This window comes from Mongoliitalea daihaiensis, assembly GCF_021596945.1.
Lineage (GTDB): Bacteria > Bacteroidota > Bacteroidia > Cytophagales > Cyclobacteriaceae > Mongoliitalea > Mongoliitalea daihaiensis.
The window spans coordinates 1,837,317-1,863,596 of sequence record NZ_CP063779.1 but is presented as its reverse complement, the minus strand read 5'-3'; the positions used below and the strand labels follow the sequence as shown (position 1 = coordinate 1,863,596).

16 protein-coding genes are annotated in these 26,280 nt (G+C 40.6%); 7 read left to right on the top strand and 9 right to left on the bottom strand.

The window, feature by feature from the left end:
* Positions 1–136 precede the first annotated feature (136 nt).
* A complete protein-coding gene (recF, locus tag IPZ59_RS07895) occupies positions 137–1,237 on the bottom strand; it encodes a DNA replication/repair protein RecF (protein WP_236139326.1) in 1,101 nt (366 codons plus the stop codon).
* 105 nt (positions 1,238–1,342) lie between these two features.
* Between recF and pdhA the strand changes: the two genes are divergently transcribed.
* The 4 genes from pdhA (at position 1,343) to IPZ59_RS07875 (ending at position 5,187) form a co-directional block, all read left to right on the top strand.
* On the top strand, positions 1,343–2,362 hold the full coding sequence (pdhA, locus tag IPZ59_RS07890) for a pyruvate dehydrogenase (acetyl-transferring) E1 component subunit alpha (protein WP_236139325.1): 1,020 nt from the start codon (positions 1,343–1,345) through the stop codon (positions 2,360–2,362).
* A 118-nt stretch (positions 2,363–2,480) separates the two neighbouring features.
* Complete coding sequence (locus IPZ59_RS07885; protein WP_236139324.1) at positions 2,481–3,191, top strand: tetratricopeptide repeat protein; 711 nt, start codon at positions 2,481–2,483, stop codon at positions 3,189–3,191.
* A gap of 84 nt (positions 3,192–3,275) precedes the next feature.
* Positions 3,276–3,752, top strand: coding sequence for a 6,7-dimethyl-8-ribityllumazine synthase (gene ribH / locus IPZ59_RS07880; RefSeq protein ID WP_236139323.1), 477 nt, complete (start codon positions 3,276–3,278; stop codon positions 3,750–3,752).
* A gap of 112 nt (positions 3,753–3,864) precedes the next feature.
* Positions 3,865–5,187, top strand: a complete 1,323-nt coding sequence (locus tag IPZ59_RS07875) for an aspartate kinase (RefSeq protein ID WP_236139322.1) — start codon at positions 3,865–3,867, stop codon at positions 5,185–5,187.
* 111 nt (positions 5,188–5,298) lie between these two features.
* Here the strand turns inward: IPZ59_RS07875 and IPZ59_RS07870 are convergent, their stop codons facing one another.
* The gene (locus IPZ59_RS07870) at positions 5,299–9,603 is read right to left on the bottom strand and encodes a hypothetical protein (RefSeq protein WP_236139321.1); all 4,305 of its coding nucleotides are present in this window, start codon (positions 9,601–9,603) and stop codon (positions 5,299–5,301) included.
* A 538-nt stretch (positions 9,604–10,141) separates the two neighbouring features.
* Here IPZ59_RS07870 and IPZ59_RS07865 point away from each other — a divergent pair.
* From IPZ59_RS07865 to IPZ59_RS07855, 3 genes are read left to right on the top strand one after another with little or no spacing between them, the layout of a single operon-like run.
* On the top strand, positions 10,142–10,717 hold the full coding sequence (locus IPZ59_RS07865; RefSeq protein ID WP_236139320.1) for an RNA polymerase sigma factor: 576 nt from the start codon (positions 10,142–10,144) through the stop codon (positions 10,715–10,717).
* Positions 10,707–11,426 (top strand): hypothetical protein, encoded by a 720-nt coding sequence (locus IPZ59_RS07860; protein WP_236139319.1) that lies wholly within the window; start codon positions 10,707–10,709, stop codon positions 11,424–11,426. Before IPZ59_RS07865 ends, IPZ59_RS07860 begins: the two co-directional genes overlap by 11 nt.
* On the top strand, positions 11,413–12,474 hold the full coding sequence (locus IPZ59_RS07855; RefSeq protein WP_236139318.1) for a hypothetical protein: 1,062 nt from the start codon (positions 11,413–11,415) through the stop codon (positions 12,472–12,474). Before IPZ59_RS07860 ends, IPZ59_RS07855 begins: the two co-directional genes overlap by 14 nt.
* Positions 12,475–12,577: 103 nt before the next feature.
* Here IPZ59_RS07855 and lpdA read toward each other — a convergent pair whose 3' ends face one another.
* From lpdA to IPZ59_RS07820, 7 genes are all read right to left on the bottom strand, one after another.
* Positions 12,578–13,975: a dihydrolipoyl dehydrogenase gene (lpdA, locus tag IPZ59_RS07850; protein WP_236139317.1), complete on the bottom strand. Its 1,398-nt coding sequence runs from the start codon at positions 13,973–13,975 to the stop codon at positions 12,578–12,580.
* 244 nt (positions 13,976–14,219) lie between these two features.
* On the bottom strand, positions 14,220–15,758 hold the full coding sequence (odhB, locus tag IPZ59_RS07845; protein WP_236139316.1) for a 2-oxoglutarate dehydrogenase complex dihydrolipoyllysine-residue succinyltransferase: 1,539 nt from the start codon (positions 15,756–15,758) through the stop codon (positions 14,220–14,222).
* A gap of 105 nt (positions 15,759–15,863) precedes the next feature.
* Positions 15,864–18,668, bottom strand: a complete 2,805-nt coding sequence (locus IPZ59_RS07840; protein WP_236139315.1) for a 2-oxoglutarate dehydrogenase E1 component — start codon at positions 18,666–18,668, stop codon at positions 15,864–15,866.
* Positions 18,669–18,969: 301 nt separating this feature from the next.
* Complete coding sequence (locus IPZ59_RS07835) at positions 18,970–19,935, bottom strand: hypothetical protein (RefSeq protein ID WP_236139314.1); 966 nt, start codon at positions 19,933–19,935, stop codon at positions 18,970–18,972.
* A gap of 20 nt (positions 19,936–19,955) precedes the next feature.
* Entirely contained in the window at positions 19,956–21,602 is a 1,647-nt protein-coding gene (locus IPZ59_RS07830) for a SusD/RagB family nutrient-binding outer membrane lipoprotein (protein ID WP_236139313.1), read from the bottom strand.
* Between the two features lie 20 nt (positions 21,603–21,622).
* Entirely contained in the window at positions 21,623–24,832 is a 3,210-nt protein-coding gene (locus tag IPZ59_RS07825) for a SusC/RagA family TonB-linked outer membrane protein (RefSeq protein ID WP_236139312.1), read from the bottom strand.
* Between the two features lie 790 nt (positions 24,833–25,622).
* Positions 25,623–26,096: a hypothetical protein gene (locus IPZ59_RS07820; RefSeq protein WP_236139311.1), complete on the bottom strand. Its 474-nt coding sequence runs from the start codon at positions 26,094–26,096 to the stop codon at positions 25,623–25,625.
* Positions 26,097–26,280 lie beyond the last annotated feature (184 nt).

Below are 26,280 nucleotides of genomic sequence, written 5' to 3'. Positions count from 1 at the left end.
GATAAATCGATGAACCTGAAATAGGATATACTAGCTGAGTTGAAAGATAGTATGCACAAGCAAGATATGAGAAGATGTAGCAAAAGAAACGGACTTTCCGTAAAAAAACATTAAAACAAACAACATCCTGTAGTCATCACCGCTCATGATAGGCTGGCCCCAACTCAAAAAACACACATTCCGCATCTACCCCTTTGAGTATCTCTTTAGAACGCTCCGGGCGAGCATCGGTGATAAACAATTGCCCAAAAGCATGGTCTGCCACCAATTGCATCAATTGGGATATCCGGCCATCATCCAGCTTATCAAAAATATCATCCAACAACAACAAGGGCTTTACCTGCAAATGTGCGTGGAATACCTGAAACTGGGCCAGCTTCAAGCCTATCACAAATGATTTCTGCTGTCCCTGAGAACCAAACTTTTTGATAGGATATCCTCCAATCTGAAAAACAAAATCATCCTTATGGATACCCATCGTACTTCTTTTCAAAACAAAATCCTTGGACGCTGCTGCCCGAAAAGCTGTATCAAAATCCTCTTCCAAGCACTGGGTTTCATAGCTGATGCTGACAGGTTCCTGTGCATCGGAAATAAAGCTGTAATAATCCACCAATAAGGGACTGTATTCGTCCACAAAAGACCGCCGCTTGGCTGCCAATACTTTCGACCCTTGGATCAATTCCCGGTTATAGGGCTCCATCAATTCCTCCTGCCACTTTCCCTTATCGGCAAACAGTTTGATCAGCGCATTGCGTTGCTTCAAAAAATGTTGATAGCGGACCAACTGATCCATGTACTGCCGATCCAGCTGACAGAGCATGGAATCAAAAAAGCGCCTGCGATCTTCACTCCCTTCGCTGATCAGTCGCGTATCATCCGGAGCGATGAGGACAATGGGAAGCAGACCCACATGTTCACTCATCTTCTCTATGGCCTTCCCATTTTGAAGCAATTGCTTTTTCTTTCCCGATTCTACCACACATCGTACTTCCAAGGATTTTCCTTCCCGCTCAAAATCCCCCATGAGTGTAAAAAAATCCAATCCATGCTGCACTGCTAGGGAATCAGCTCCATTAATAGCCGATTTGGTCAGGCAGAGGTAGTGGATGGCATCCAAGATATTGGTTTTGCCACTGCCATTTTTCCCCACCAAGCAATTGATCTCCGAAGAAAACTGGAATTCTGCCTTGGCATAATTTTTAAATTGCAGCAATTTCAGATTTTTGAGATGCATTGTGTGTGTACGCTAGGTATTTTGACTATTTTCGCAACTGGTCTTAAAATTCAGTCCAATTGATTATATTTGAGGCCTAAATTAGCATATTTTACTTGAATTGATATGGCAAAGAAGAGTACTGCTACCAAAGCAAAAGCGAAATATTCCAAAGAGACCTACGCATACTGGTACGAAAGTATGCTGTTGATGAGAAGGTTTGAGGAGAAAGCAGGTCAGCTTTATGGACAGCAAAAAATCAGAGGATTCTGTCATTTATACATCGGTCAGGAGGCCTGTGCCTCCGGCGCAATCACTGCTTTGACCAAGGACGATAAATGGATTACGGCTTATCGTGACCACGCTCATCCACTAGGCTTGGGCACGGATCCAGGAGCTGTGATGGCAGAATTGTACGGAAAAGCTACCGGTACTACCAAAGGTAAAGGTGGTTCCATGCACATTTTCGACAAAGAAAGAAACTTCATGGGTGGTCATGGTATCGTAGGTGCACAAGTTCCTATGGGCCTAGGTATTGGCTTTGCCGAAAAATACCAGGGCACCAAAAACCTGTGTATCTGCTACATGGGTGACGGAGCCGTGAGACAGGGTGCGGTACACGAAGCCTTCAACTTGGCCATGTTGTACAAAGTGCCAGTGATTTTCGTCATTGAAAACAATGGATATGCCATGGGTACTTCCGTAGCGAGAACTTCCAATGTTACCGAATTGTATAAAATCGGGGAAGCTTACGACATGCCTTCCTTCCCTGTGGATGGAATGAATGTAGAGGCTGTGCACGAATCTGTAGCTGAAGCAGCCGATAGGGCACGTAGAGGCGATGGTCCAACTTTATTGGAATTCAGAACTTACCGCTACAAAGGGCACTCCATGTCAGATCCTCAGAAGTACAGAACTCGTGAAGAGGTAGAGGAATACAAGCAACGAGATCCTGTGGAGCAAGTAAAAGCTACTATTGTTGAAAATAATATTTTGACAGCAGAAGAAATCAAAGAAATTGATGCACGAGTGAAAAAACAAGTGGATGATTCTGTAAAATTTGCTGAAAAATCTCCTTGGCCTGATGGTCAGGACGCCTTTAATGACGTCTACATACAGGAAGATTATCCTTTTGTGATGGAATAATTGCAATCAATAAATGAAAATCAGTCATCGTGTATGAAAAATACACATGACTGATTTTTTTGTTAGTATTTGGGAATTAAGTAAAAGCCTTATATTTGCGGGCGAAAAATTAGAAATAATGGCTAAGAAAGACACTAAAAAAGCTGCTGAAGTTGAATACGAATTACTAGAAAACCCTGAAGAAATTAAAGGTAGACTGGAAAAAGGCGAAGCTTTTGTACGAGAAAATACAAAATTGGTAGGAGGACTGATCGCAGTGATCATACTGATCATCGCGGGTGTGCTGTTTATGCAGATTAATACCCAAAATCAGGACAAAAAAGCACAAGCAGAAATGTTCCAAGCGGTCTACTATTTTGAGCAAGATGAAACCGATTTAGCTCTGAATGGGGATGGTTCCAATGCAGGATTCCTGAAAATTGTAGATTCCTACGGAAGAACAGATGCTGCTAACTTAGCACATTTCTACATTGGATCAATTTATCTTTCAGAGGGTAACTTCCAAAAAGCGATTGACCACTTGAAAAAATTCTCAGCAAGTGATTATTTTGTGCAAGCAAGAGCTTTTGGATTGCTAGGCGATGCATACCTAGAATTAGGCAATACATCTGACGCGATAGCCAACTACAAAAAAGCAGTGAATCACAAAGAAAATAAATTCTTTGCTCCTCGTTATCTGAACAAATTAGCGATCGCTTACGAAGAAGCGGGAGATGTTGCTAATGCGATTAAAACTTACAACGAAATCGAAGAGAAATATTTTGAATCTTTCGAATTTACCAACGCTAGAAAACATAAAGCTCGTTTGGAAGGCCTTGCTTCTAAGTGATGCTTGTTTTGCATACATCCATGAAGAGTAAGGCCTCCGGTCTTACTCTTTTTGTTTTAAAACCTCTATAAACATTTAACACTCATGGCTACATCCTTAAAAAGTCTCAGCGAATACAGCACCCATAACCTTCCGGATATCTCCCATAAGAAATTTGGTATTGTAGTGTCTGAATGGAATGATCAAATTACAGGAGCATTGTTTGATGGTGCCCTTGAAACCCTGTTGGCTCATGGAGCTCAGAAATCAAATATTTACAGAAAAGATGTACCCGGTTCTTTCGAGCTTACATTAGGTGCACAATGGCTTGCAGCAGAAGAAGAGATAGATGCAGTGATCTGCTTAGGTTGTGTCATTCAGGGCGAAACTCGTCACTTCGACTTTATTTGCGATGCCGTGGCACATGGAATTACGAATGTTGGCTTGAAGTATAACAAACCGGTGATATTTGGAGTTTTGACCCCTGACACCATGCAACAAGCCTTGGACAGAGCGGGAGGCAAACATGGGAACAAAGGAGATGAAGCAGCAATTACCGCTATTAAAATGCTTGGATTTTAAGTAAAGGCTAAAAAAAATTAGTCCCAAATCCAATCAGTAGCGGTCAGCTCTCCGTTATGGTTACACATTAGAATTAAGCAGCAAAACCTTAGCAACTCAAACCTTACACACAATGAAAATAATGAAATTCGGGGGAACCTCTGTTGGAAAGCCCGAACGCATGCATCAGGTAAAAGACTTAATTACCCGCGATAATCAAAAAAAGATAGTGGTACTTTCCGCACTTTCCGGTACCACCAATGCATTGGTAGGAATCGGAGAAGCCCTCGCTGAAGCCAAAAAAGACTTAGCTAAGGAGCGGATCGATGCACTTTATAAGCACTACCTGACATTTTACCAAGAGTTGCTCGAAACAGCAGCAGCACGTAAGAAGGCTGAAAAAATTATTCAGGAACATTTTGAGTTTCTGAATATCATCCTAAAAATATCTTTCAATGAAGCCATCAACCGGGACATTCTCGCTCAAGGTGAATTGCTTTCTACCAAGTTATTTTACACGCTCTTACAGGAATTAGACGTTCCTGCGGTATTTTTACCAGCCTTGGACTTCATGAGTATTGATGAGAATCATGAGCCAGAATTGCCTAAAATCAAGGATAAATTGAAAAACATCTTGGGCAATTTTCCTCAAGACAGAATCTTTATCACGCAGGGCTACATCTGCAAAAATCACCGCAATGAAGTCGATAACTTGAAGCGCGGCGGATCGGATTATTCTGCCTCCTTGATGGGAGCAGCCATCAATGCAGAAGTCGTGGAAATCTGGACGGACATAGACGGCATGCATAATAACGATCCGAGAATCGTAGACAAAACTCGTCCAATAGCGCAATTATCTTTCGATGAGGCAGCGGAGTTGGCCTATTTTGGCGCTAAAATACTCCATCCTGCATCCATATGGCCTGCACAGAAATTTAATATCCCGGTCAAACTCCTCAATACCATGGAACCGGATGCTGTGGGTACCACCATTACCGCCAAAGAACAAGGATCTGGTGTAAAAGCCATCGCTGCCAAAGACGGAATCACTGCCATCAAAATCAAATCCAGCCGAATGCTATTAGCTTATGGTTTCTTACGAAAGGTATTTGAAGTTTTTGAGCGATACAAAACCTCCATTGATATGATTACTACTTCCGAAGTAGCTGTATCTGTCACCATTGATGACCTGTCCCATTTGAAAGAAATTCTCCAAGAATTGGAAAAATTAGGACATGTGGAAGTGGATACAAATCAGGCAATTGTTTCTATCGTTGGCAACTTGATCGCTGAATCCAAAGGTACGGTTGCTCATGTCATGAATTGCTTGACTGACTTCCCTGTACGTATGGTGTCCTATGGTGGCAGCAGACACAATGTGTCCTTACTCTTGGATGCGACATTTAAAAATGATGCCCTCAGAAGCTTAAACGAAGGACTATTTGATTGGAAGTAAGTAAATCCGAAATCCACCATTAAAAACAAGTTATACAAAAGCCCCCAGTCCAATATGGGGGCTTTTATAGTTAAAAACATCACAAGAGACTTGAATATACCAGTGGCATTATCAATCTTCCTTCCGCTTGGGTTGTGTGGGCTGACCAAGACCTAAACTGCCTTTGACTCCACTCAAGCTAGTTTTCCACCAATAGTTAAAAATAAACTTTTCCCGATCCCGTTCTTCATAGATTCTTGAGCGCACGGTTCTACCAGACAATTTCCGCGGATTATTGCTGTTGACAGCAAAAGCATTCAATACAAAGGTTAAGATTTTTTTCCTCCCTTTTCCCGCTTGCAAGGTTCGCTCATCCAATAGTTGAACCCGGAGATCAGAGTACAGCAAGGTCATGTTGCCAACCGCATAATCATCATGAGCGATAAAAGACCAATTACCTCCATCTATACGACCACGCTGTACTTTGGCGAACGCGTTGGCTTCCACGATACTGTTGATTGACATCAGGTCAAAGGCTCCCAATTGCACATTCACATCCATTGGATAGGGATAAGAGTAATACATCCTAGCCTGTAGGTCTATAGGCGCTACGCCATTTAGGAAGGCTTTGGCATATACATCTGATTTTTCTAAAGAAAAGTCACTTGAGTCCCTCGCTAATACAAAGGGCATAAAAGATGCTTGTAAATCTGAAAAATAAATATTGCCAGGGATCATTCCCTTTTCAGGAAACTCTGTGTACCCAATATACGCCTGCTGAATAATCAAGGTATCCAAATACGCTTCTATTCCAGCTTGCTGCATCAGAAGCTGCGGCATAGGACGGATTATCCCCTCTTTCTTAGGGAAACGCTTATCCCGAAATATGCGGGCATCCACATTTCCAATACTTATTTTGTGAGCTTTCAACCGTTCCTCTTCCAAAAGCTCTTTCCATTGTGGATATAAGATTTCTACATCCTCTAAGTATATTTCAGCAACATCCGACTGGAACCCCACTTTGCGATGATACTGAAATCTCCCAACAGTTGGTAACATGTCCAAAGACTCTACCCGAATACGATTATTTTGAATACTCAGCCCTCGAACCCTCATGCGGTTAAGACTGTCTTTCATCAGAACCTCATAGGAAGGAAGGAAAATCGAAAACTCATCTTTGACAAGATCCTCTACAGTCAGGTGCTCTAAATCCTCGAGGGGAGAAACAAAACCCGCATAAAATAAATCCAATCCCTTGAGCGTCTGTGAAGGCTTAACGCCATTTTTATCCATCAAGGCAATATTTCCTTGTTCAATTTTAAAATCATCGACTTGCAATGATTCTAATATGATTTCTTTGACAGCATCTCGAGGATCTTTCACTCTCTTGAGATTGCGAATGGTATCTGTGAATATTTCCAAATCAGGCCTAAAAAGCGTGAGTTCACGAATCCATAAGTCTTTGGACTGCTGAAGTTCACTCAAGGAATTAATCTTAATAAGTGTCACAGGAATCTGTCCTGAAAAAATAGGCTTCCCGGGATTACCCGAAAGCGCATTAGGGATTATTCTAAAATTAGAAACGAGCACCCCATCTCTTCGGGTATCCAATTCTACTTTTTCAAAGGTAATCTGATGCATGCTATCCGGTAGATTCAACCAAAACTCATCCATTTCTAGGGATAAAGCTCCAAATAAACTGGCAATATCAGCCTGTTTCGCTCGAGTAGAATCCAATTCGAAATCATAAATCCCAAGATTGATTCCCGTATTGATCAAATTACTCGTATTGCCGCCTTCCTTGAAAGAAAGACTAAACCTCGACTGCTCCGTCAGGACGGTATCGATGGAGATCCGCTCAATGGTTTTAGGGAGACCACGATCTCTTCTTCTAGCCCTTCTTGCCAACTCCGTACCCTCCGTTTCAATATCCTTATTGATCAATATCAACACTTCGGAATCTAATAATCGGACTTTTTGCAATTGAAGTACATTATCAAACAAAAATGCCTCTAAGTCTACCCCTCTGAAGGATAGGGAAGGAATGGTAGCAGAGATTTTGGTTTTATCCTGTGTGGTGCTACTCGGGGTAAGACGCACATTCCGAGTTATAATTTCTTCCGTAGAGGTATTGAAATTGATACGATCGGCCACGATGTTATACTTTCCATTGGCCACGGAGAAGACATAATTATTCAAACTCAAATCAACTTCCTCTGAAAACAACGAAGCAATCCCTTCCATTTCAGTAGCTCGGTCTACATAAAAGTTTTTAACAGTGATGGAGATATTTTCCTCTGAAAAGGTACGCATACGCTCCCGCACGGAATTTTCATAACTTAAACTGCCTCTCTGAACATTTAGTGCACCAATGGAAATAGACTCAAAATAAGAAGTGAGCAATTCGAGTACATCCCGTTGAACTTTTTCTTCTTCTGAATCTTGCTGGGAGCGATGACGATGGATTTTAATCGTTGGAGAAGGCACGTCAATCCTTCTCACCTTGAGAATCCCCTGATCATAGGCTTGGAAGATATCTAGACCAATTGCGGTAAATTCAGGGACAAAAATATCCAAAGTAGTACTTTTGTCATACCGGTCCAGAATAGTGGATATACGTTCCTGATCAAAGGGTTGGATTCGAAAGCCGCGGATAGATACACGATCCAACTTGGTGTCAATCAACACCCGATCAGCTGAAAACATGTGTAAATCATCAGACAGCTTCAAAGCATAATCCTTAAACTCCAATCGCATATCATCTGCCCAAAAAATCCCTCTAGACTCGGATGTAACCGTAGCTGCATCCAATGCAAAATTATCCAATGAAAGATTGATAGTGCCAAAAGACAAGCTATCCTGCCTAGAGCGGAGATTGTTATCCACAACCAAAGATCCCTCACGCAACTCCAAATGTTGAATATAAATCCCTTCCAAAAAATCCTCATACAAGGAAGCAATGTCAAATGCAGCCCCATCTTCCTTGTTTTGCACATCCCTCAAAACAATGGTAGGTTGATCAATCATCAATTCCTCCACCTGAATGATTCCCTCTTGATAAATTTTCTTCAGATTTGCTTTTGCTATTCTGAATTCGGGAATAGCAATTTCCAACAAGGTATTTCCTCCACTGGTTAGCTTGCCCTCCAAGGGCCCCAGTTGAAAACCGTTGATTTGAACCTCATCTTCATAAGAACTTAAGCGCACTACATCCCCCGTAACCCGATGCAGGGAATCCCCCAAATACACATCCACATCAAAAAGATCCAAGGAAGCGTCTGTTGCATAAAAAAACTGATCCTGCTTACGGCTGTTATCAGGACCGACATATACCTGGTTCATTTTGAAATTTACCCGTTCACTATGGAGCGAGTACAGGTGCCTATTGTAGGTATTGCGTTTGGTAAACTTTCCCTCCTCAATTTGCAAATCCTGAATGTTGATTTCTTCTAAAATTCCTTCGATCAATTGATAAAGATCGAATTCCCCCAAGTCTATTTCTTGCCGTTTCGGTGTGGAATAAAGCTGAAAATAAGGCCTTTGCACGTTTAAAAAATTAATATCCACCACGCCCGTATAAAATAATTTATTGATATCCGCACCAGCTAGAGATAGTTGATCCAACTCCAACTGAAAATAACTATCCAACGGTTTGGAAAAATTAGGCTCGATTTGAATTTTGCTTGCTTTGATAAACGCTTGGAGAGAGGATATGTCAATCAAGCTGGATGATATTCGGTGAACACTATCCGCTAGCAAAATTTCAAATTGTTCCATAGAAAACTCAAAGCCCTCCGCATTGAAGGGGGTTTCAGGAACTCTATTTTGAAGAAGCTGCACATCCTTAAGGTAAATTCTCGAGTTTTCTCCACGAATCGCCCGCTGAGAAATAAAATTATTGATTAAAAAATCAGCCTCAAGCACCTCAAGATTTTTGATCCGGATATCTTTTAATGTGGATGATAAGAAAGATTTCTGAATTTCCTCTTGCAATAGTATCAGTGGAGAAGCCTCATTTTTTTCTCCTTCCTGGGTCAAAAAGCGAACCCTCAAATCTGGCTCTTTCAACTGAATATTTCCAAGAATCAGCTCTTTACTTCTAAAGTGGTAATTGATTCCTTTGATACTGAAGTAGGGCAATTCAGCTTGATAGAAAGGGATCTCAGACAAAAACTCTAAGGAATCTGTCAATGGCATCAAGGTTAGCTGCCGGAAAGAAAAGCCCCGCTGCAAAAGTGAAATCCTGAATTTTTCAAACTCGATGGCATACTTTCCCTCTGAAGCTTCAAATACTTTTTCTTTCAAGTAACTACGAAGCAGGAAGTCTGCACTAAGAAACAACGCTCCATGCAAAAACAACACAATTCCTACCACCCAAGCTAATGGACGGAGGATGCGGGAATTACGTGCATAAAACTCTTTCAATGATAGAGACACCTTGCATGGGCTTTGAATTGCAAGTAAAAGTACTATAAAAGCAGTGAATACCGTGATGGGATGGAGTTAAAATTTTTTAAAGCAAAAAGGCGGTTCCTTCCTGAAAAGTCAACCGCCTTTTTAATTGAAAAACCCAAATCTAATCTAATCGCTGTAGGAGAAGGACTCGAACCTCCACGGAGTAGTTAGGCCACACTGAGCTCTGTGCGCTTTATCCATTCCCAACTTCTGTTGGTAGCTCCACCCCCGAGACAGGAGGGCATGTCTGCCAGTTTCATCACCCTACAATAATTTACGCCTGTTGATGAGGAAAACGTCTTTCTCTCTCGGACTGTGACAAAATTAATAAAACGATTCATTCATTAAAATTTTTGCAAGTTTTTTTCATTTTTTTTACATTATTTTTATTTTTTACCCCAAATAAAGTCCGTTCACAAAATCAAATATCAGATTTCCGATATGTCATTATGGATTTCTTAACGCAGGCAGAAAAAATTTTGACATTTTTTACACTTGAAAGCAACCATTGGGATGCTGTATGCATTTTACCGATTATATAAGCCACCAAAAATTGATTCACCAACAAACCATAGCTAAGGCCCAAAAAGGAGATCAGCGAGCCATGAAAGACATCTTTCATGCTCAAAGCAAAGCTTTATTTATGCTCTGCCTAAGGTATATTCCTCATCAGGCAGACGCTGAGGACGTCCTAAGTGCTGCATTTAGCAAAATATTTGAAAAGCTAGCAAGTTTCAAGTACCAAGGTGAAGGAAGTTTAGAGGCTTGGATGCGTCAGGTTGTGGTCAATGAATGCCTGATGTTTCTACGCAAAAAGCAGAAAGCACCCATGATGGTCGAGCCTGATTCAACTATTACGGCCCTAGAAGATAACGCCATTAACCAACTGACCAATCAGGAACTATACCAATTAATCTTACAATTGCCTGAAGGGTATAGAACAGTATTTAACCTTTACGAAATCGAAGGGTACAACCATTCTGAAATTTCGGAAAAACTTAACATTAGTGTTGGGACTTCCAAATCACAATTGAGTAAGGCAAAAGCCTATTTAAAAAATTTAATCATCAAAAACGGCTGGTACAATGCATCCTAATAGAAAAAAAATTGATCATGAAGCTCAGCTGCCTAAGGGTGTTGTTTTCAATGGGGAAGCCATTTGGAACTCAGTTCAACTTCCTCAAAAGAAAAAGCCAAAGGCCTGGATTTGGGTAGCTGCTGCGAGTGTAACAGTATTACTCGTAGGTTGGTGGTTGACACAAGATAATTCCCCGAGTTCACTGGATACTGTCATAGCAGCAAAAAACCTACCTGAGGCGATAATAAATTCTACGCAATCGGAAAAACTAAGCTTCGAGGAACCTAAGCAAGAAAATCAGCTTACCGAAATAGTGAAATCACCAATCATCATTCAAAATACAGCCCCAAAAGTGTTGACTAAGGATGATTCGCCAGAAGAAAAACAAAAGTCTATTGAAAATCCATCCCTAACTACAGCTGCAAAAAAAGATACTGTGAGTCAAGAATTACAAGAGCATCAGTTGGTCGCAGAAACAGCAAGCGCCAAAACAAGCAATCTATCAATCGAAGAGGTAGCATTAGAATCATTAAGCCCCGCAGCAAGACGCTTACAAGCCAATCTTCAAGCACAGCAAAAAGACCTGCCAGTCAAAGAAATTGAAATCAGTGAACCATTTCGAATACAGGACATCTGGACTACCAAACCCTACGTAACCACAAATCAACGTACTAGAAATGAATCTTTTTTCACAACATTAACCACAAAAACCCATGAGAAAAATTAGCCTATTTATTATTCTCGCCTTATTCATTTTCTCCTCAGAAGCCCAAAGCCAAAACCTGGTAGAAAAAGATGAATACAAGTTGTTCAATACATCCTATGACAAGGAAAACTTTATTTTACGGAAGGTTAATGACACTTTACATGTTTACATTCAAGAGGAAAAGAAAATCAGTTTTTTCTGGGCAGACATCAGCTCTAAAAGAGGATTTCCAAGCTTTGAAAATGACATAGAAAAATTTCTTCAATTGTTAGCTAGTTTAAAATTACCTACTGCTACAGAGTCTTACAGTATTCGGTACAGTCCGAATTCCAACCAAATTAGCTTCAGCCCATTGGAAGAGATTAGATTTAGAAAAATGGGAGAAGAAATTTTCCCCACAAAAACCCAAAAAGTTCGATTTTCATATGCGGAGGGTATGATGGATGTAGTTATCTATCTCGGCGAAATAGATGAGCTACTTGTTTTGAAGGAGGCTGGGATTTCTGATATGGTTAAAGAAATCTGGGAAGATAAGGATTGGATGAGTCAATACAACCAAAGAAGGTTAAACAAGGAATTACATTTACTTTCTGATGGAAGAAAAGAGCTTATCACTTATAGCAACTTGGATAGCAAATCACGTTTTATAAATCTAGACTTCAGTGTTGGAGCAAGTATTCTAGGTAATCAACTCCCAATAACATCTGATTGGATGTTAGTATTTGAAAATGGAAAACGGCGAAAATGGACAGGTTTTAAGTCAACATGGGAATTATCTTTTAAAACTTATAACTTTTTTCAACCTGACTCTGAAGGCGGCTTTGATTATCTAAGAGAATCGTTTATCAATGCGGGATATTCAATGAATTTTAACTATGATTGGAGAACAACCATTAAATATGGACGTAAAATCAATAATTCAAGAGAAGACTCTATTTTGGCATCATACAACAACCGACTTTCATTTGATTATCATCTCAATTCAAGCTTTATTTTTACAATAGACTTTTTCTTTAAAAATTTCAGGGAACCATGGATTCCATCAGTCGGGATAAACTACGCTTTCTAATTCAATCAACTTAAATGAAAAGAACAAAATTTTTACTCGAAACAAAAAAACCTGCCAAAGTAACAATTGGCAGGTTTTAGTTTAGTGCAACTATGTAAAAACATTATATATGCAAGGCCCGATTATCCGTCGCAGCCAGACATGCTTCCTTAAACGCCTCTGTATAGGTCGGATGCGCATGGGACATTCTGGCAATATCCTCAGCTGATGCCCTAAACTCCATAGCAACAACTGCCTCGGCAATCATATCTGCCGTACGTGGACCAATCATGTGCACGCCTAAGATTTCGTCCGTAGTCGCATCTGCCAAAACCTTCACCAAGCCATCTGTATCCATAGAAGCTCTTGCTCTTCCGGAAGCCATGAACGGGAATTTACCAGCTTTGTACTTGATGCCTTTCTCTTTCAATTGCTCCTCTGTATAACCAACAGAAGCAACCTCAGGCCAGGTGTACACCACACCAGGAATCAATAAATAGTTGATATGTGGCTTCTGTCCCGCAATCTGCTCTGCAACAAAAACACCTTCTTCCTCGGCTTTATGTGCGAGCATAGCGCCTTTCACCACATCACCAATAGCGTAAATAGTAGGAACATTTGTTCTCAAGTGATCATCCACTTCCACCTGTCCTCTATCAGTCAACTTCACACCCGCTGCTTCAGCGTTCAACCCATCCGTATAAGGTCTTCTACCAATGGATACCAATACATAATCTCCTTTGATTTCAACAATCTCACCTTTGGAATTCTCAGCCTTCACCACTACCTCTTCCCCCGTATTTTCTACACCAGTAACTTTGTGCTTCAAATAGAAATCAAAACCAATTTTCTTCAAAGACTTCTGTAATTCCTTACCCATGGTTCTATCCATAGAAGGAATTAGCGCATCCATGTACTCCACAACAGAAACCTTTGCCCCCATTCTACCATACACAGAACCCAACTCCATCCCAATCACCCCACCACCAATGACAATCAGGTGCTTAGGGATTTCCTTCATTTTCAAGGCTTCAGTTGAAGTGATGATTCGCTTTTTATCTAGGTTGATAAATGGTAGGGAAGAAGGTTTAGAACCGGTAGCGATGATGATATTTTTTCCTTGAATCTCTGTAGCACTTCCATCCTCTTTGGTCACTTTAACAGTGTTTTTGTCCACAAAAGAACCCAAGCCATGGTGCACATCGATTTTGTTTTTCTTCATCAAAAACTGGATTCCATCCACATTTTGCTTCACCACATCATCTTTGCGGGCAATCATTTGACCTAAGTCAACTTCCAGATTGCTCAAGTTGATGCCGTGTGTTTTGAAAGTATGAGCAGCATTGTGGTAGTGCTCGGATGAATCCAACAAAGCTTTAGACGGGATACAGCCTACATTCAAGCATGTGCCACCTAAGGTATTATATTTTTCAATAATGGCCGTTTTCATACCCAACTGCGCACCTCTGATGGCAGCCACATATCCTCCTGGCCCCGAGCCAATGACTATTAAATCGTACATTTTTTTAGATGTTAGACGTAAGACACAAGAGCCTAGACTCGTGTGTGGTTAATTATAAGTGATCTGTTCTAATGATAAGATGAGAAGAGATACTGAAAAATAAACGTCTCTCCTCTCATCCACCTAATTACTTTCAAAACGAGGAATATTTTCTCAAACCAGAAACTAGTCTTGTTTCTTGATTCTTGTTTCTAAACTCTCGCTTCTCGTCTCTCGCTTCTCGCTTCTCGTCTCTCGTCTCTAATCAGACTCCAAACAACAATCTCGTCGGATCTTCAAGGAGTTGCTTAACGCGTACCAAGAAACTTACGGATTCTCTACCGTCGATGATGCGGTGATCGTAGGAAAGGGCCACATACATCATCGGTCTAATGACGATCTGTCCATTTTCTACCACGGGTCTTTCCACGATATTATGCATTCCAAGAATTGCAGATTGAGGAGCGTTGATAATCGGAGTAGACATCATGGAACCGAAAACACCCCCATTGGTGATGGTAAAGGTACCTCCTGTCATCTCTTCAATGGACAACTTATTATCTCTTGCTTTGGTAGCTAGACGTACCACTTCTTTCTCGATTTGCTCAAAGCTCATTTGCTCAGCATTTCTAATCACAGGTACCACCAAGCCCTTGGGCGCAGATACTGCTATAGAAACATCACAAAAGTCATTGTAAATAATCTCATTTCCATCGATCATAGCGTTTACTGCCGGCCACTCTTGTAGCGCCACACAAACTGCTTTAGTAAAGAAGGACATAAAACCAAGGTTTACACCATGCTTCTCCTTAAACTGATCTTTGTATTTCTTACGAATTTCCATGATTGGGGCCATATTGACTTCGTTGAAAGTTGTCAACATGGCTGTTTCGTTTTTCACAGCAACCAATCTTCTGGAAACAGTTTTTCTCAAGGACGTCATTTTCTCCCTACGAGAGTTTCTATCCCCACTTGCAGCTGGAGCAGGCGGAGCTGAAGCTGCTGCTTTGGCAGGTGCAGGACTTGGAGCAGATGCAGGTGCAGCTTTCGGTTTCACTTCGGCAGCCATCGCATCCTCTTTGGTAATTCGACCATCTTTACCTGTACCAGTGATATCAGCTGGATTCAATCCTTTCTCAGCAATGATTTTAGCTGCCGCAGGAGAAGCGTGACCTGTCGCATAGGTTTCTTGACCAGCTGGAGCAGATGCTGCAGGAGCAGCAGATGAAACAGGCGCATCCACCGCAGGAGCACCACCTTCTACTACTTCAATCTTGCAGATTAAGCCACCAATTTCTAAGGTATCACCTTCTTGTGCTACGTGGCGCAAAATACCTGTAGCTTCGGCAGGCAATTCAAATGTTGCTTTATCAGAATCTACCTCTGCGATGATTTCATCTAATGTCACATAGTCTCCATCCGCTTTCAACCAAGAGGCTAGCGTCACTTCCGTGATAGATTCACCAACCGTAGGTACAATCATTTCTTTAACTTCTCCAGTAGCACCTCCACCCGTGGATTGGCTAGGAGCACTTGCAGCTGGAGCAGGAACAGCTGTGGATGCAGCAGCACTTGCTTCAATCACACAGATAGTGGCTCCGATTTCCAAGGTATCCCCTTCTTGTGCTTTGATCCTCAAAACACCAGCCGATTCTGCTGTCAGTTCAAACGTTGCTTTATCAGATTCCAGTTCGCAGATGACCTCATCCATGGCAACTTGGTCGCCATCTTGCTTAAACCATTGTCCAATGGTTACTTCTGTAATGGATTCCCCAACCGCAGGGACTTTCATTTCTAGGCTCATTATTTTTTCTTTTTGACCCCTAAGCTTTTGTCAAGCCCAAGGTTAATTTAACAAATATAACTTAAATTAAACCTGCATCCAGCCAAGGACGGGATGCGGGGAAGATTATGAAATTTTTAATGCTTTATTGATAATCGCTGTCTGCTCTTGTACGTGAACTTTATTATAACCAGTAGCTGGAGAAGCAGAAGGTTTTCTGGCAATCACATCCATTGGCAGTTCTTTGTACATCATACGCAAGATATAATTCCAATAACCCATATTTTCTGGCTCCTCTTGAACCCACACCAATTCAGCGCCTTTGTAAGCCTTCAAGGCCTCCATCAATTGTGTTTTTGGTAGTGGATGCAACTGCTCCAATCGGAGAATGGCAACATCTTTTATTTTCTCTTTTTCACGCGCTTCTTCCAAATCATAGTAAATTTTACCAGAACAAAGAACAACGCGTTTTACATCTTTTGCAGACACTTTGGAATCTGGAAGCAATTCTCTGAATCCTCCGGAAGTAAACTCCTCAATTGGAGACATCACCTTTGGATGTCTCAACAAAGACTTTGGTGACATCACCACACATGGTTTTCTAAATTCCCAAGTCAACTGTCTTCTTAACATATGGAAGAAGTTGGAAGGTTCTGTAATATTTGCTACTACCATGTTGTATTCCGCTGCCAATTGAAGGAAGCGTTCCGGTCTTGCATTGGAGTGTTCAGGACCCTGTCCTTCGTATCCATGAGGCAATAACATCACGATACCATTCATTTTTTGCCATTTGGATTCGCCAGAAGAAATGAATTGATCGATCATGGTCTGTGCGCCATTTGCAAAATCACCGAATTGTGCTTCCCAGATAGACAGTGAATTTGGGTTTGCCATGGCATAGCCATACTCAAAACCAAGAACTGCATACTCAGAAAGCAAAGAGTTATAGATGTAAAACTGCCCTTTGCTGTCCTTCAATTCTTTTAAGAAGTTGTATGGCTTATTGGTATTGGAGTCATGGACTACCGCATGTCGGTGGGAGAAAGTACCTCTCTGAACATCCTGACCAGTGATTCGCACTGTTTTACCTTCCAATAAAAGAGATCCATATGCCAACAACTCAGCCGCTGCCCAGTTCAAAGACTTGGCATTGAAGAACATATCCTTCCGCTGCTTTAATTGTGCATCGATTTGTTTGATAGGCTTAAATCCTTTGGGTATGGAGGTAAGCGCTTCTGCTACCTGTACAATTGCCTCTTCGGAAATCGCTGTCTCAGGAGATTTTTCAAAATCCTCAGGTTTAGATCTTCTCAATGTTTTCCACTCCAATTCAAATTTGGTCTGCTGATAAGGAAGTGGCTTCTCTTTGACCATATTTAGGCGATCTTGCAACAACTGTCTGAATTCAGCATCCATATCTGAGGCAATTTTCGCATCGATGTCACCACGCTCAGTCAATCGCTTGATATAGATTTCTCGAGGATTGGGGTGCTTGGAAATGATGTTATACAATTCAGGCTGTGTAAACTTGGGTTCATCCGATTCATTGTGGCCATGACGTCTGTAACATACCATATCTATAAAAATATCCCGACCAAATTTCTGACGGAATTCACCAGCTAAACGAGCTGCAAAAACGACCGCTTCCGCATTGTCACCATTAACGTGGATAACTGGAGCATCAATCATTTTCGCTACATCGGTACAATAAATAGATGTACGAGCATCGTCAAAGTCTGTAGTGAAACCAACCTGATTGTTGATAACAAAGTGAATCGTACCTCCTGTATTGTAGCCTTTCAAGCCGGCCATTTGAGTTACTTCATACACGATACCCTGACCCGCAACAGCAGCATCCCCGTGAATCAAAATTGGCAATGCTTTACGAGCATCTCCCTTGTGCTGTGAATCAATTTTAGCACGGATAAAACCTTCAACTACGGGATTGACCGCTTCTAGGTGAGAAGGGTTTGGAGCCAATTTTAAGTGAACATTTTTATTGGCATACGTGACAATATCAGAAGAATATCCCATGTGATATTTCACATCTCCATCTCCCATTGTCAAATCCGGCTTGGCTGTCCCTTCAAACTCGGAGAAAATTTGTTCATAGGTCTTGCCCATGATATTAGCGAGTACGTTCAGACGGCCTCTGTGAGCCATTCCAATCATTACCTCTTCTACCCCATGGTCAGCAGCAGTATTGATAACTGCATCTAAGAATGGAATCGTGCTTTCACCACCTTCCAATGAAAAACGCTTTTGACCCAGATATTTGGTATGTAAAAAGTTTTCAAATACTACAGCCTGGTTGAGTTTAAATAGAATCCGTTTCTTCTCATCTACGGAAGGATTAAAGGAAAGGGCTTCTTTTTCAATTTTTGTTTTCAGCCAATCCAACATTTCGGGATCACGGATATATAGGTATTCAAAACCAACAGAGCCTTCATAGATGGTTTTCAGCGCTTCTACTATTTTTGAAAGCTTAGCTGTACCGATACCAATTTCTTTTCCAGCTTGAAATTCCGTATTCAAATCCTGACTTCCCAAGCCAAAATCTTCTAAATCCAAAAGCGCCTTGCGGTCTCTTCTTTCCCGAACTGGGTTAGTTTTTGAACGTAAGTGAGCTCTGGATCTGTAGGCATGTATCAATGCTCTAACCTTAATTTCTTTAGGTAATTGCTCCATATCCATGATGGTGCCTTTAGTTGCTAAGGCGCCATTGGCAGCAGGTGCTGCGGATGTGGTACTAGAAGAAATTTTGATTGCTCCTCCCTCTTCGTCTTCTCCAAACTTGCTGATGGCAAAATCAAAACCATCAAAAAATGTTTTCCAGCTTGGGTCTATCGCTTCAGGATTATTCTTGTAATCTGCATATAACTCATCTATGTAAGCCACATGCGCATTGGAAATGTAGGAGAATTTGTCCATGATATGTATTTACTTGCCTTACAAAGGTATAAGAATAAAAAGATTATAAAAAACTGCTCATTCGTTTACCCAAATATACTTTTAAAACCAAGTCAAAGCCAATTTTAATTTTAAAATAAAAGCTAATGCTTCCGTGAAATTCGTCAATAAATGAAAAACCAAAGAAAAAAAGGCTGACTCAACTAGGCATATTTTACGAAAGCCATCATTTCCTGTCTAAACTATATTTTTTTAGCAAAAACAAAAAAACAGCGCCCAAAGGACGCTGCTTTTCTTATGAAGAAAGTTTACTAGTTTACTCTTATCTCAAGCCTGCAGGCCAAGGTCTACCTTCATTGGCAAACAATGTAACCGTACCAGACTCACCATAGGTATTTCTCCAGATAAAGGTCAATTCAGTAGCTGTTGAACTAACGAATTCCATAGAGTAACCATCACCATACTTATCGGATCCAGACATGGAAAGCAGTCCACAAGCATCTGTGATTCTCACATTACCATTACCCCACGTATCCCCGATACAAGACCAATATCCAAAAGTACCATCAGATACCGTGTAGGAAGTGGTATTGGCTACAGGAGTCAATGTAATGTCTAATTCTACAGGACCAGAGCATGAACCAAGCGGACCAGTAGCACCAACTGAACGGGCTCTATATGTACCCCCCAAATCAGAAGGACAAACTACGCCCACATTGTACAAGAAAGGAGAAGCATAGAACAATCCACCCTTCACGTCAGCAGAAGCGTTTACATCATTAAAGGTTCTGCCTTTGTTGTCACGAACACTCAATCTGAATTCGAAAATATCTCCTCCATCGACTTGAGCCGCAGTAATTCCTAAGCGCGACATGGCTTCATTTGCCGTAATATTGATCGTAGCTCTAGGAAATCTACTATCCGGTACCGCAGCAAAATCGGAACGACTTAAAGTAGTCACTAGTACGTCAACAACGGCACCACCAGCCCCTGCTGCTGGAACAAATTCCAAACCTACGCCAGGAATCAGTCTTCTCTTACGAACCGTCACTTCAACATTTTCAAGTGTTGCCCCTAATTCAGCATCTACAGCTTCTATCGTGATGGTAAACCGAGAATTTGCTAAATCGAAGAAGTTAAAACTTGTACTTGTCCGAGCGGTGGTCCTTAAATAAAGGCCTGTATCAAATTCCGAATATGGAATCCTAGGTTCTACGAAGTCAGTACATGCTGTAAACATTGTCAGCAAGACAACTAATAACCCAAAACTATTTTTTATAAATTTCATAATATCAACTTTAAGAGTGATTAGTTAACCCATCCATTACCTGCAGGATTTGTATCCCAGAACACACGCTGACCTAAATCAGGCTTCTGTTGTGCAAATCTATTGGTAACCACAAAGTCATTTGGATACAAGAAAGAACGAGGGAATAATCCTGGATCAACTGCAAGCGCAGGCTGCATACCATCTGGCTGACCTGTTCTTCTGTATAAGTTATAGGACTCCACACCGTTACCAAATAGAGACAACCAATACTCCCTAGCAATCAAATTCATTCTTCTACCAGCTGGTGCATCATCCCACTCGTTGGATACATAGGCTACATAATTGTCAACTAATGTATTCCATTGAGCATTCGGATACCAACCAGATACAACTCCAGCCTCAGCTGTAGATAAAGCATATGCTCTTACATAATTCATGTGCTTTCTCACACCACTTAACATGAGTGCTTTGGGATCACCCTCAGTACCTAATGTTTCTGCCGCCTCTGCCAACATAAAGTCTACATAAGAAGCCAACATAATTGGCTGAACACCAGCACCACCAGCGCCCATCGTTGGAGAATTCACAGGGAGTGCAGAGTCGTTATCAAATCTACCACCTGCAGGGAATAATCCAAACATTGTTTTAGCAAAACCATCTGGCGGAATACCCTCATTATTTAGGTGATCTCTTCCCCAATAGCCTCTACCATCTACCATATTTGGCAAACAGAATGGGAAGCCACCTGCCAAATAATGGCCAGGAGCAATTTCTCCCAAACATCTTAAGGCATCTGGATCTGTGGGATTCACTATAACTTGACGATACAAATAATAACGCACGCGAGGATCATCAAAACCTTTTGCTTCAGTCAAGTGGAACATGTACCAAGTACCCTGATAATCACCACCACCTTGACCATACTGAGAGTACCTCGGAGATCGTGAGTCTGGGTTAGTCAAGTTTGTGCCATATCTGAAAACAAAATCATCTCCAGGTGCCAATAAATTACCTTCAGCAATTAATGCATTAATAGCAGTTCTTGCACCAGCAGCATCCACCAATTTCCTATTCAAATGATAGCGTAACTCCAAGCTATTAATAGCTTTCTGCCATCTTGCAACATTATTATTGTAGAAGAAGTCAGTAGGAAGGTTAGCCGTTGGAACAGCAAATAGAGTTCTAGCAGCCTGCAATTCTGCTAAAGCAGCTTGATAAACGGACGCTGCATCGTCAACTTTTGGATTGAAATTGGCAGCATCCAAAGCCTCAGATAGTGGAACATCACCTAGATTATCGACCAAGTTCATCAAAACCATTGCTTTGATTACTTTCGCGATCGCAACGTGTCTTGGTGTTGGATTGGATTCGTTCAGTTCCTCAATAAACTTGATATCATTTAAGATAGATGCATAAGCCGTATTCCAAGTTCCGTTGAATGTTTGCGCAAAGTATGCATTCGCATAATTGACATTCGGTTGAGAAGTAATTCGTGTAACACGCATACCAAAGGTACTGAGCGTATTGAACATACCCGCATAACTCAACTGAACATTATTCAGGATAAATGTAGGATTAGCCGTGCTCGCAGTAACTACGTTGGGGCTGTCCAATAAATCCAAATCACATGACGTAGCAAAAATTAAACTGAATGCTACTATCAAACTATATAATTTTCTTTTCATTGTCGTAAGTCTTTAGTGGTTTAGAATGCAAGCGTTAATGTACCACCGAATCTTCTGGAGCTAGGACCAGTTACGAAATCGAAACCAAGACCATTACCAACACCTAGTCCCAATACATCCACATCATAATTCATGTTTGGAGGGAAGTTAAGTGCTCTAAACCATAGGTTTGTACCACTGATAGCCAAAGATGCCCTCTTGAAAGGAGTCTTAGCAACTACCGAACGTGGAAGATCATATCCGAAAGACAATTCTCTCAAACGTACAGAAGAACCGTCAAACACGTTTGCTTCATCCGCACCAACGTGATAGCCATCAAAGAAGTAGTTGGAAGCAGTGATCTGAATATCATTAGGCGTACCGTCTCTCTTCACACCCGGAAGGATTAAAGAGAACTCTCTATCTACGACCGGATCCTTGGTTACACCACGAGCCAATGTTGCAGTAACTGTATTAGAGAAGATGATACCACCTCTTCTGTATTCCAACATTGCGTTGACAAAGAAACCTTTGTAGCGGAAGGTGTTGATCCAAGAACCTGTCCAAGCTGGATTAGGATCACCCAAGATTCCAATTTCAGGAGCAGTCAAATAAGTACCGACATCATCAACAATTGGCTGATTAGTCTGCTCATCTCTTGCAAATACAGTTCCTTTGATGATGTTAAATGGCTGACCTGGAATTGCAAAGTTTCCTAAATCTGTAAACCCAGCAACTACAACCTCATCCAATCCATCACCTAATTCCATGGTAACTGTTCTGTAAAGCGTCCAGTTGACAATGGTCTCCCAGCTAAATCCGGAAGCAGTGCTTACTGGCGTTGCAGTACCTTGGAATTCAATACCTCTGTTTCTAATTCTACCAATGTTGATCGCGGTTCTTGTAAAACCAGTAGCTGGATCAATTGGTGATTCGGTGATCAAGTTTCTTGTGTTTTTCTCATACAAAGAGATATCAAAAGTCACTTTGTTATTAAACATAGAAGCCTCAATACCAAATTCCCATTCTTGGTGCAATTCAGGTTTCAAATTTGGATTACCTAAGAAAGAGTTTACTGATTGTGTTTGGAAGATAGTTCCATCTCTTTCAAATGAACGAGACCCTTGATTCAAGATATTTCTTGTTCTATATGGTCTTGGGAAACCCGCTGAGGTTCCGTAACCCAATCGTAATTTCAAATTGTTCAACGTAGAAGAGTTCCAATTGAATGCATCTGTAGGAATAAAGGAAAGAGAAGCACCAGGATATAAAATTCTTCTATTTTCAGGTTCTACTGTGGAAGTCCAATCATTTCTTGCCGATACGTTTAAGAATAAATAGTTGTCATAATCAAACGTTACGTTCGCATATACCCCCATTCTTCTTTCTTCAACCAAGAAATCCATGGCACCAGCACCTAATGGATCAATGTTAGCACTTTCCAAGAAGTTAGTATGTCTAAACAAACCAAACGCTAACTGACCAGTAGAAGAAATACCATACTGCTGATACCTGTCATAACGAGAGTTGGCTCCCAATAGAGCACTCATGCTGACTTTGTCAGATATTGTTTTTCTCCAATTTAATACTAAATCTTGGTTCCAAAGCGTGTTGGTGATGTTAATGGTTCTGTAGTACCCTTGTCTTGCAATCAAAGTAGTACCAGGTCCTCCACCTTTATTATAACGTGCCTCTTGAAGTTCTGTGTAGGTATCCAAACCAACACGATAGGTTACAGAGAAATTATCGTTAAAATCATAATTCAATGAAGTAGAGTTAAAGAAACGATCTACAACTGAAGAATTAACATAATTTTGAGTAACCCACTTAGGATTAGGGATACCATTATCAGCTCTGAAGTAAACAGATGATCTATCTACTGGATGCTCAAATGGAAGCCCAGCCAAATCTATGGAACGTGGTGTATACAATACGTGCGCATACGCAGAAGGTACTCCACCTGATGGTCCAGAACCAAAAGCTGCATTCACTGGAGGAGAATCAACCCCTGTACGAGCAAATGTAAAAGAAGAGTTAATTGTTAACTTATCAGTTACAGAAGATTTGATACCTAAACCAAAGTTATATTTTTCCAACTTGTTACCAGGAAGAAAACCCTCGTCATTTGTATAACCAAAAGAAGCAGAATAACCTGTTTTTTCAGAGGCTCCTTGAATCTGAACCGACGTATTAGAAACTAAACCTGTTCTAAAGAAAGCAGTGCTTGGATCTTCGTAAGCTCTATAATCATATCGAATTGGCGTACCATCTGCATTGAAAAATTCAGGGAATCCATTTCTAATAAATGCTAAGTTGGAACCTCCAATCGGGTGATTGATCTGCAAGCCCAAATCCATTCTAGGACCGAAGTTAGAGAAGAATAAACCTGGTTGCTGTTGAAAACCATTACCATAAATCTGACCATAATCTGGAAGTGATGCGGCAGTATTGGAAAACAAGGATTGATTAACCGTTACTTCTGCTGCCTTTCTTTTACTAGCACCAGACTTCGTAGTAATCAAAATTACACCATTTCTACCCTGATCACCATACAATACCGTTGCAGATAGACCTTTTAATACTGAAACATTTTCAATGTTGTTAGGATCAATATCCAAGAAACGGGATGACGTAGTGGCACCACCTGAAGTAAAGCCTGTTTGCGCATTCGTATTGGTGTTAAAAGGAACACCATCTACAACGAACAAAGGCTGATTAGAACCTGTAGCAGAAGAATAACCTCTGATTACAATGTTGGTACCAGCTCCTGAGTTACCATTCGTAGCCGTGATGTTTACCCCTGCAACTTTTCCTTGCAATACACGGGAAACGTCCGCCTCAGGTCGGTTTTGGATTAACTCTTCTCCAACAGAAGATACTGCATAACCCAAAGCACGTTTTTCCTTCTCGATACCAATCGCTGTTACTACCACTTCGGATAGTTGGGATGCATCAGAAGTAAGGGTGATATTTACTACAGATCTGTTGCCAATTGCTTCTTCCACAGCCTTAAGGCCTACGAAAGAAAATATCAGAACATTTGATCCGGCAGGTACGTTGATAGAATAATTACCATCCAAATCGGTGGTAGTTCCTACTGTAGTACCTTTCACGAGGACGGTAGCGCCCGGAAGGCCCTCTCCATCTTCATCGGAAATTACCTTTCCGGTAATTACCCGCTGTTGCGCAGACACCTCGAAACTGAGTGTCATGGTGAAAAGCGCAACAACAAAGAGTAAAGCTTTTCTCATAAGGTATTTAGTTTAGTTGATTCTTCAAATAAAATTTATTTCTAGCAAATATCAAAACAGCCAAATTTTGTAGCATTAAAAGGATTAAACCAAGCTATAAAACCTATAATTAAATTTAAAGAACGTAGGTGTTAATAAAAGTAAATTGAATCTATAAATAGTTTTATTTTAACACTTTTTAAGTGAAATTTGGTGAAAATTTTGTTTAAACGGTTTTAGTGAATGAAAATTTGGAAAGCCCACGATGATCCGTTGATATAGCTCTTTTCATTTTAGATTATTGATTAAAAACAAATAAAATTCTGTTTAAAGAGATTTAAAAAAAATTAAAAATTTTTGTCGTGCAAAGGACTTAATTACTTAAACGACAATCAAAGTTTTAAAAATTGCGTTTTTTCAACCAAATCAATTCTAAAATTACATTTTTTTAAAAATTTTGAATTATTTTTTACAATTATCATTTTTTATATCGAGTGGTTTGCTAAAAATCTATAATCGAAACCTATTTTTTCGAAAAAGCAAAATTTTATTAGTAGAAATGCCAAAAAGTAATCCAATAAACAAAATTCAGGTATATCAAACCATCAAAATGATGAAATTAAGCCCCAATCTATCATATTTAAAAAAATATCCAGATCTTGATAGGGGAATTTTAAAAACAGAACATTCTATTGCAAAACAAAAAGAGCTGAAAAACAGCTCTTTCTGAAAATGTATATACATCTGTATACCTACTCTGTACAAGTTAAATGATCAAACTTGCCAAAGAGGTGTCTAAAGATGCTTTGAATTAAAACACGTATCTAATTGAGAGAGCCACCTCATCACCCCAGCTTCGCTGACCACTAAAATTGATCGTAGGCTTCCAGTCCAAAGATAATCCAATAGGCACATCGCTGAAATTATAGTCCAAACCAATGATTCCAGAAAGTCCTACAACTGTAGCACTTTCACGATTATCGCCCCATGGCCTATTACTTCCCGCATTCCAAGTACCAATGTGAGCTCCCCCACCAAAAAACCACATCAATCCTTTGACATCTGATATATCTTTGTGGACCTCATATAAACCTGTGATTACAAAACCTCCCCATCGGGTGTGAAGAATACCTTCCAAGGCCGCATCTTCCGAAATAAAATGCTTTACCGTTAAGCCGTTGGATACACCAGCCCTTAATCCAATTCCTGTAGTATACTGTGCATAGGTCTCTTGAGACAATCCAACAAACAGGACGAACGTGAATAAAATCAATAGTTTTTTCATAGATTAATGTTGATTATTTGAGATAAATACGATGTAGCAATGCAGTGGAAATTCCAGAAATATCTATCGGGATTTAGTAAGATAGGCTTACTATACAGGAGCCATCCCTACATACCAACTCGACGATTATTAACAATAACTGATTTAACTACAAAAATACGTATAAATAACGTGCCAAAATGGA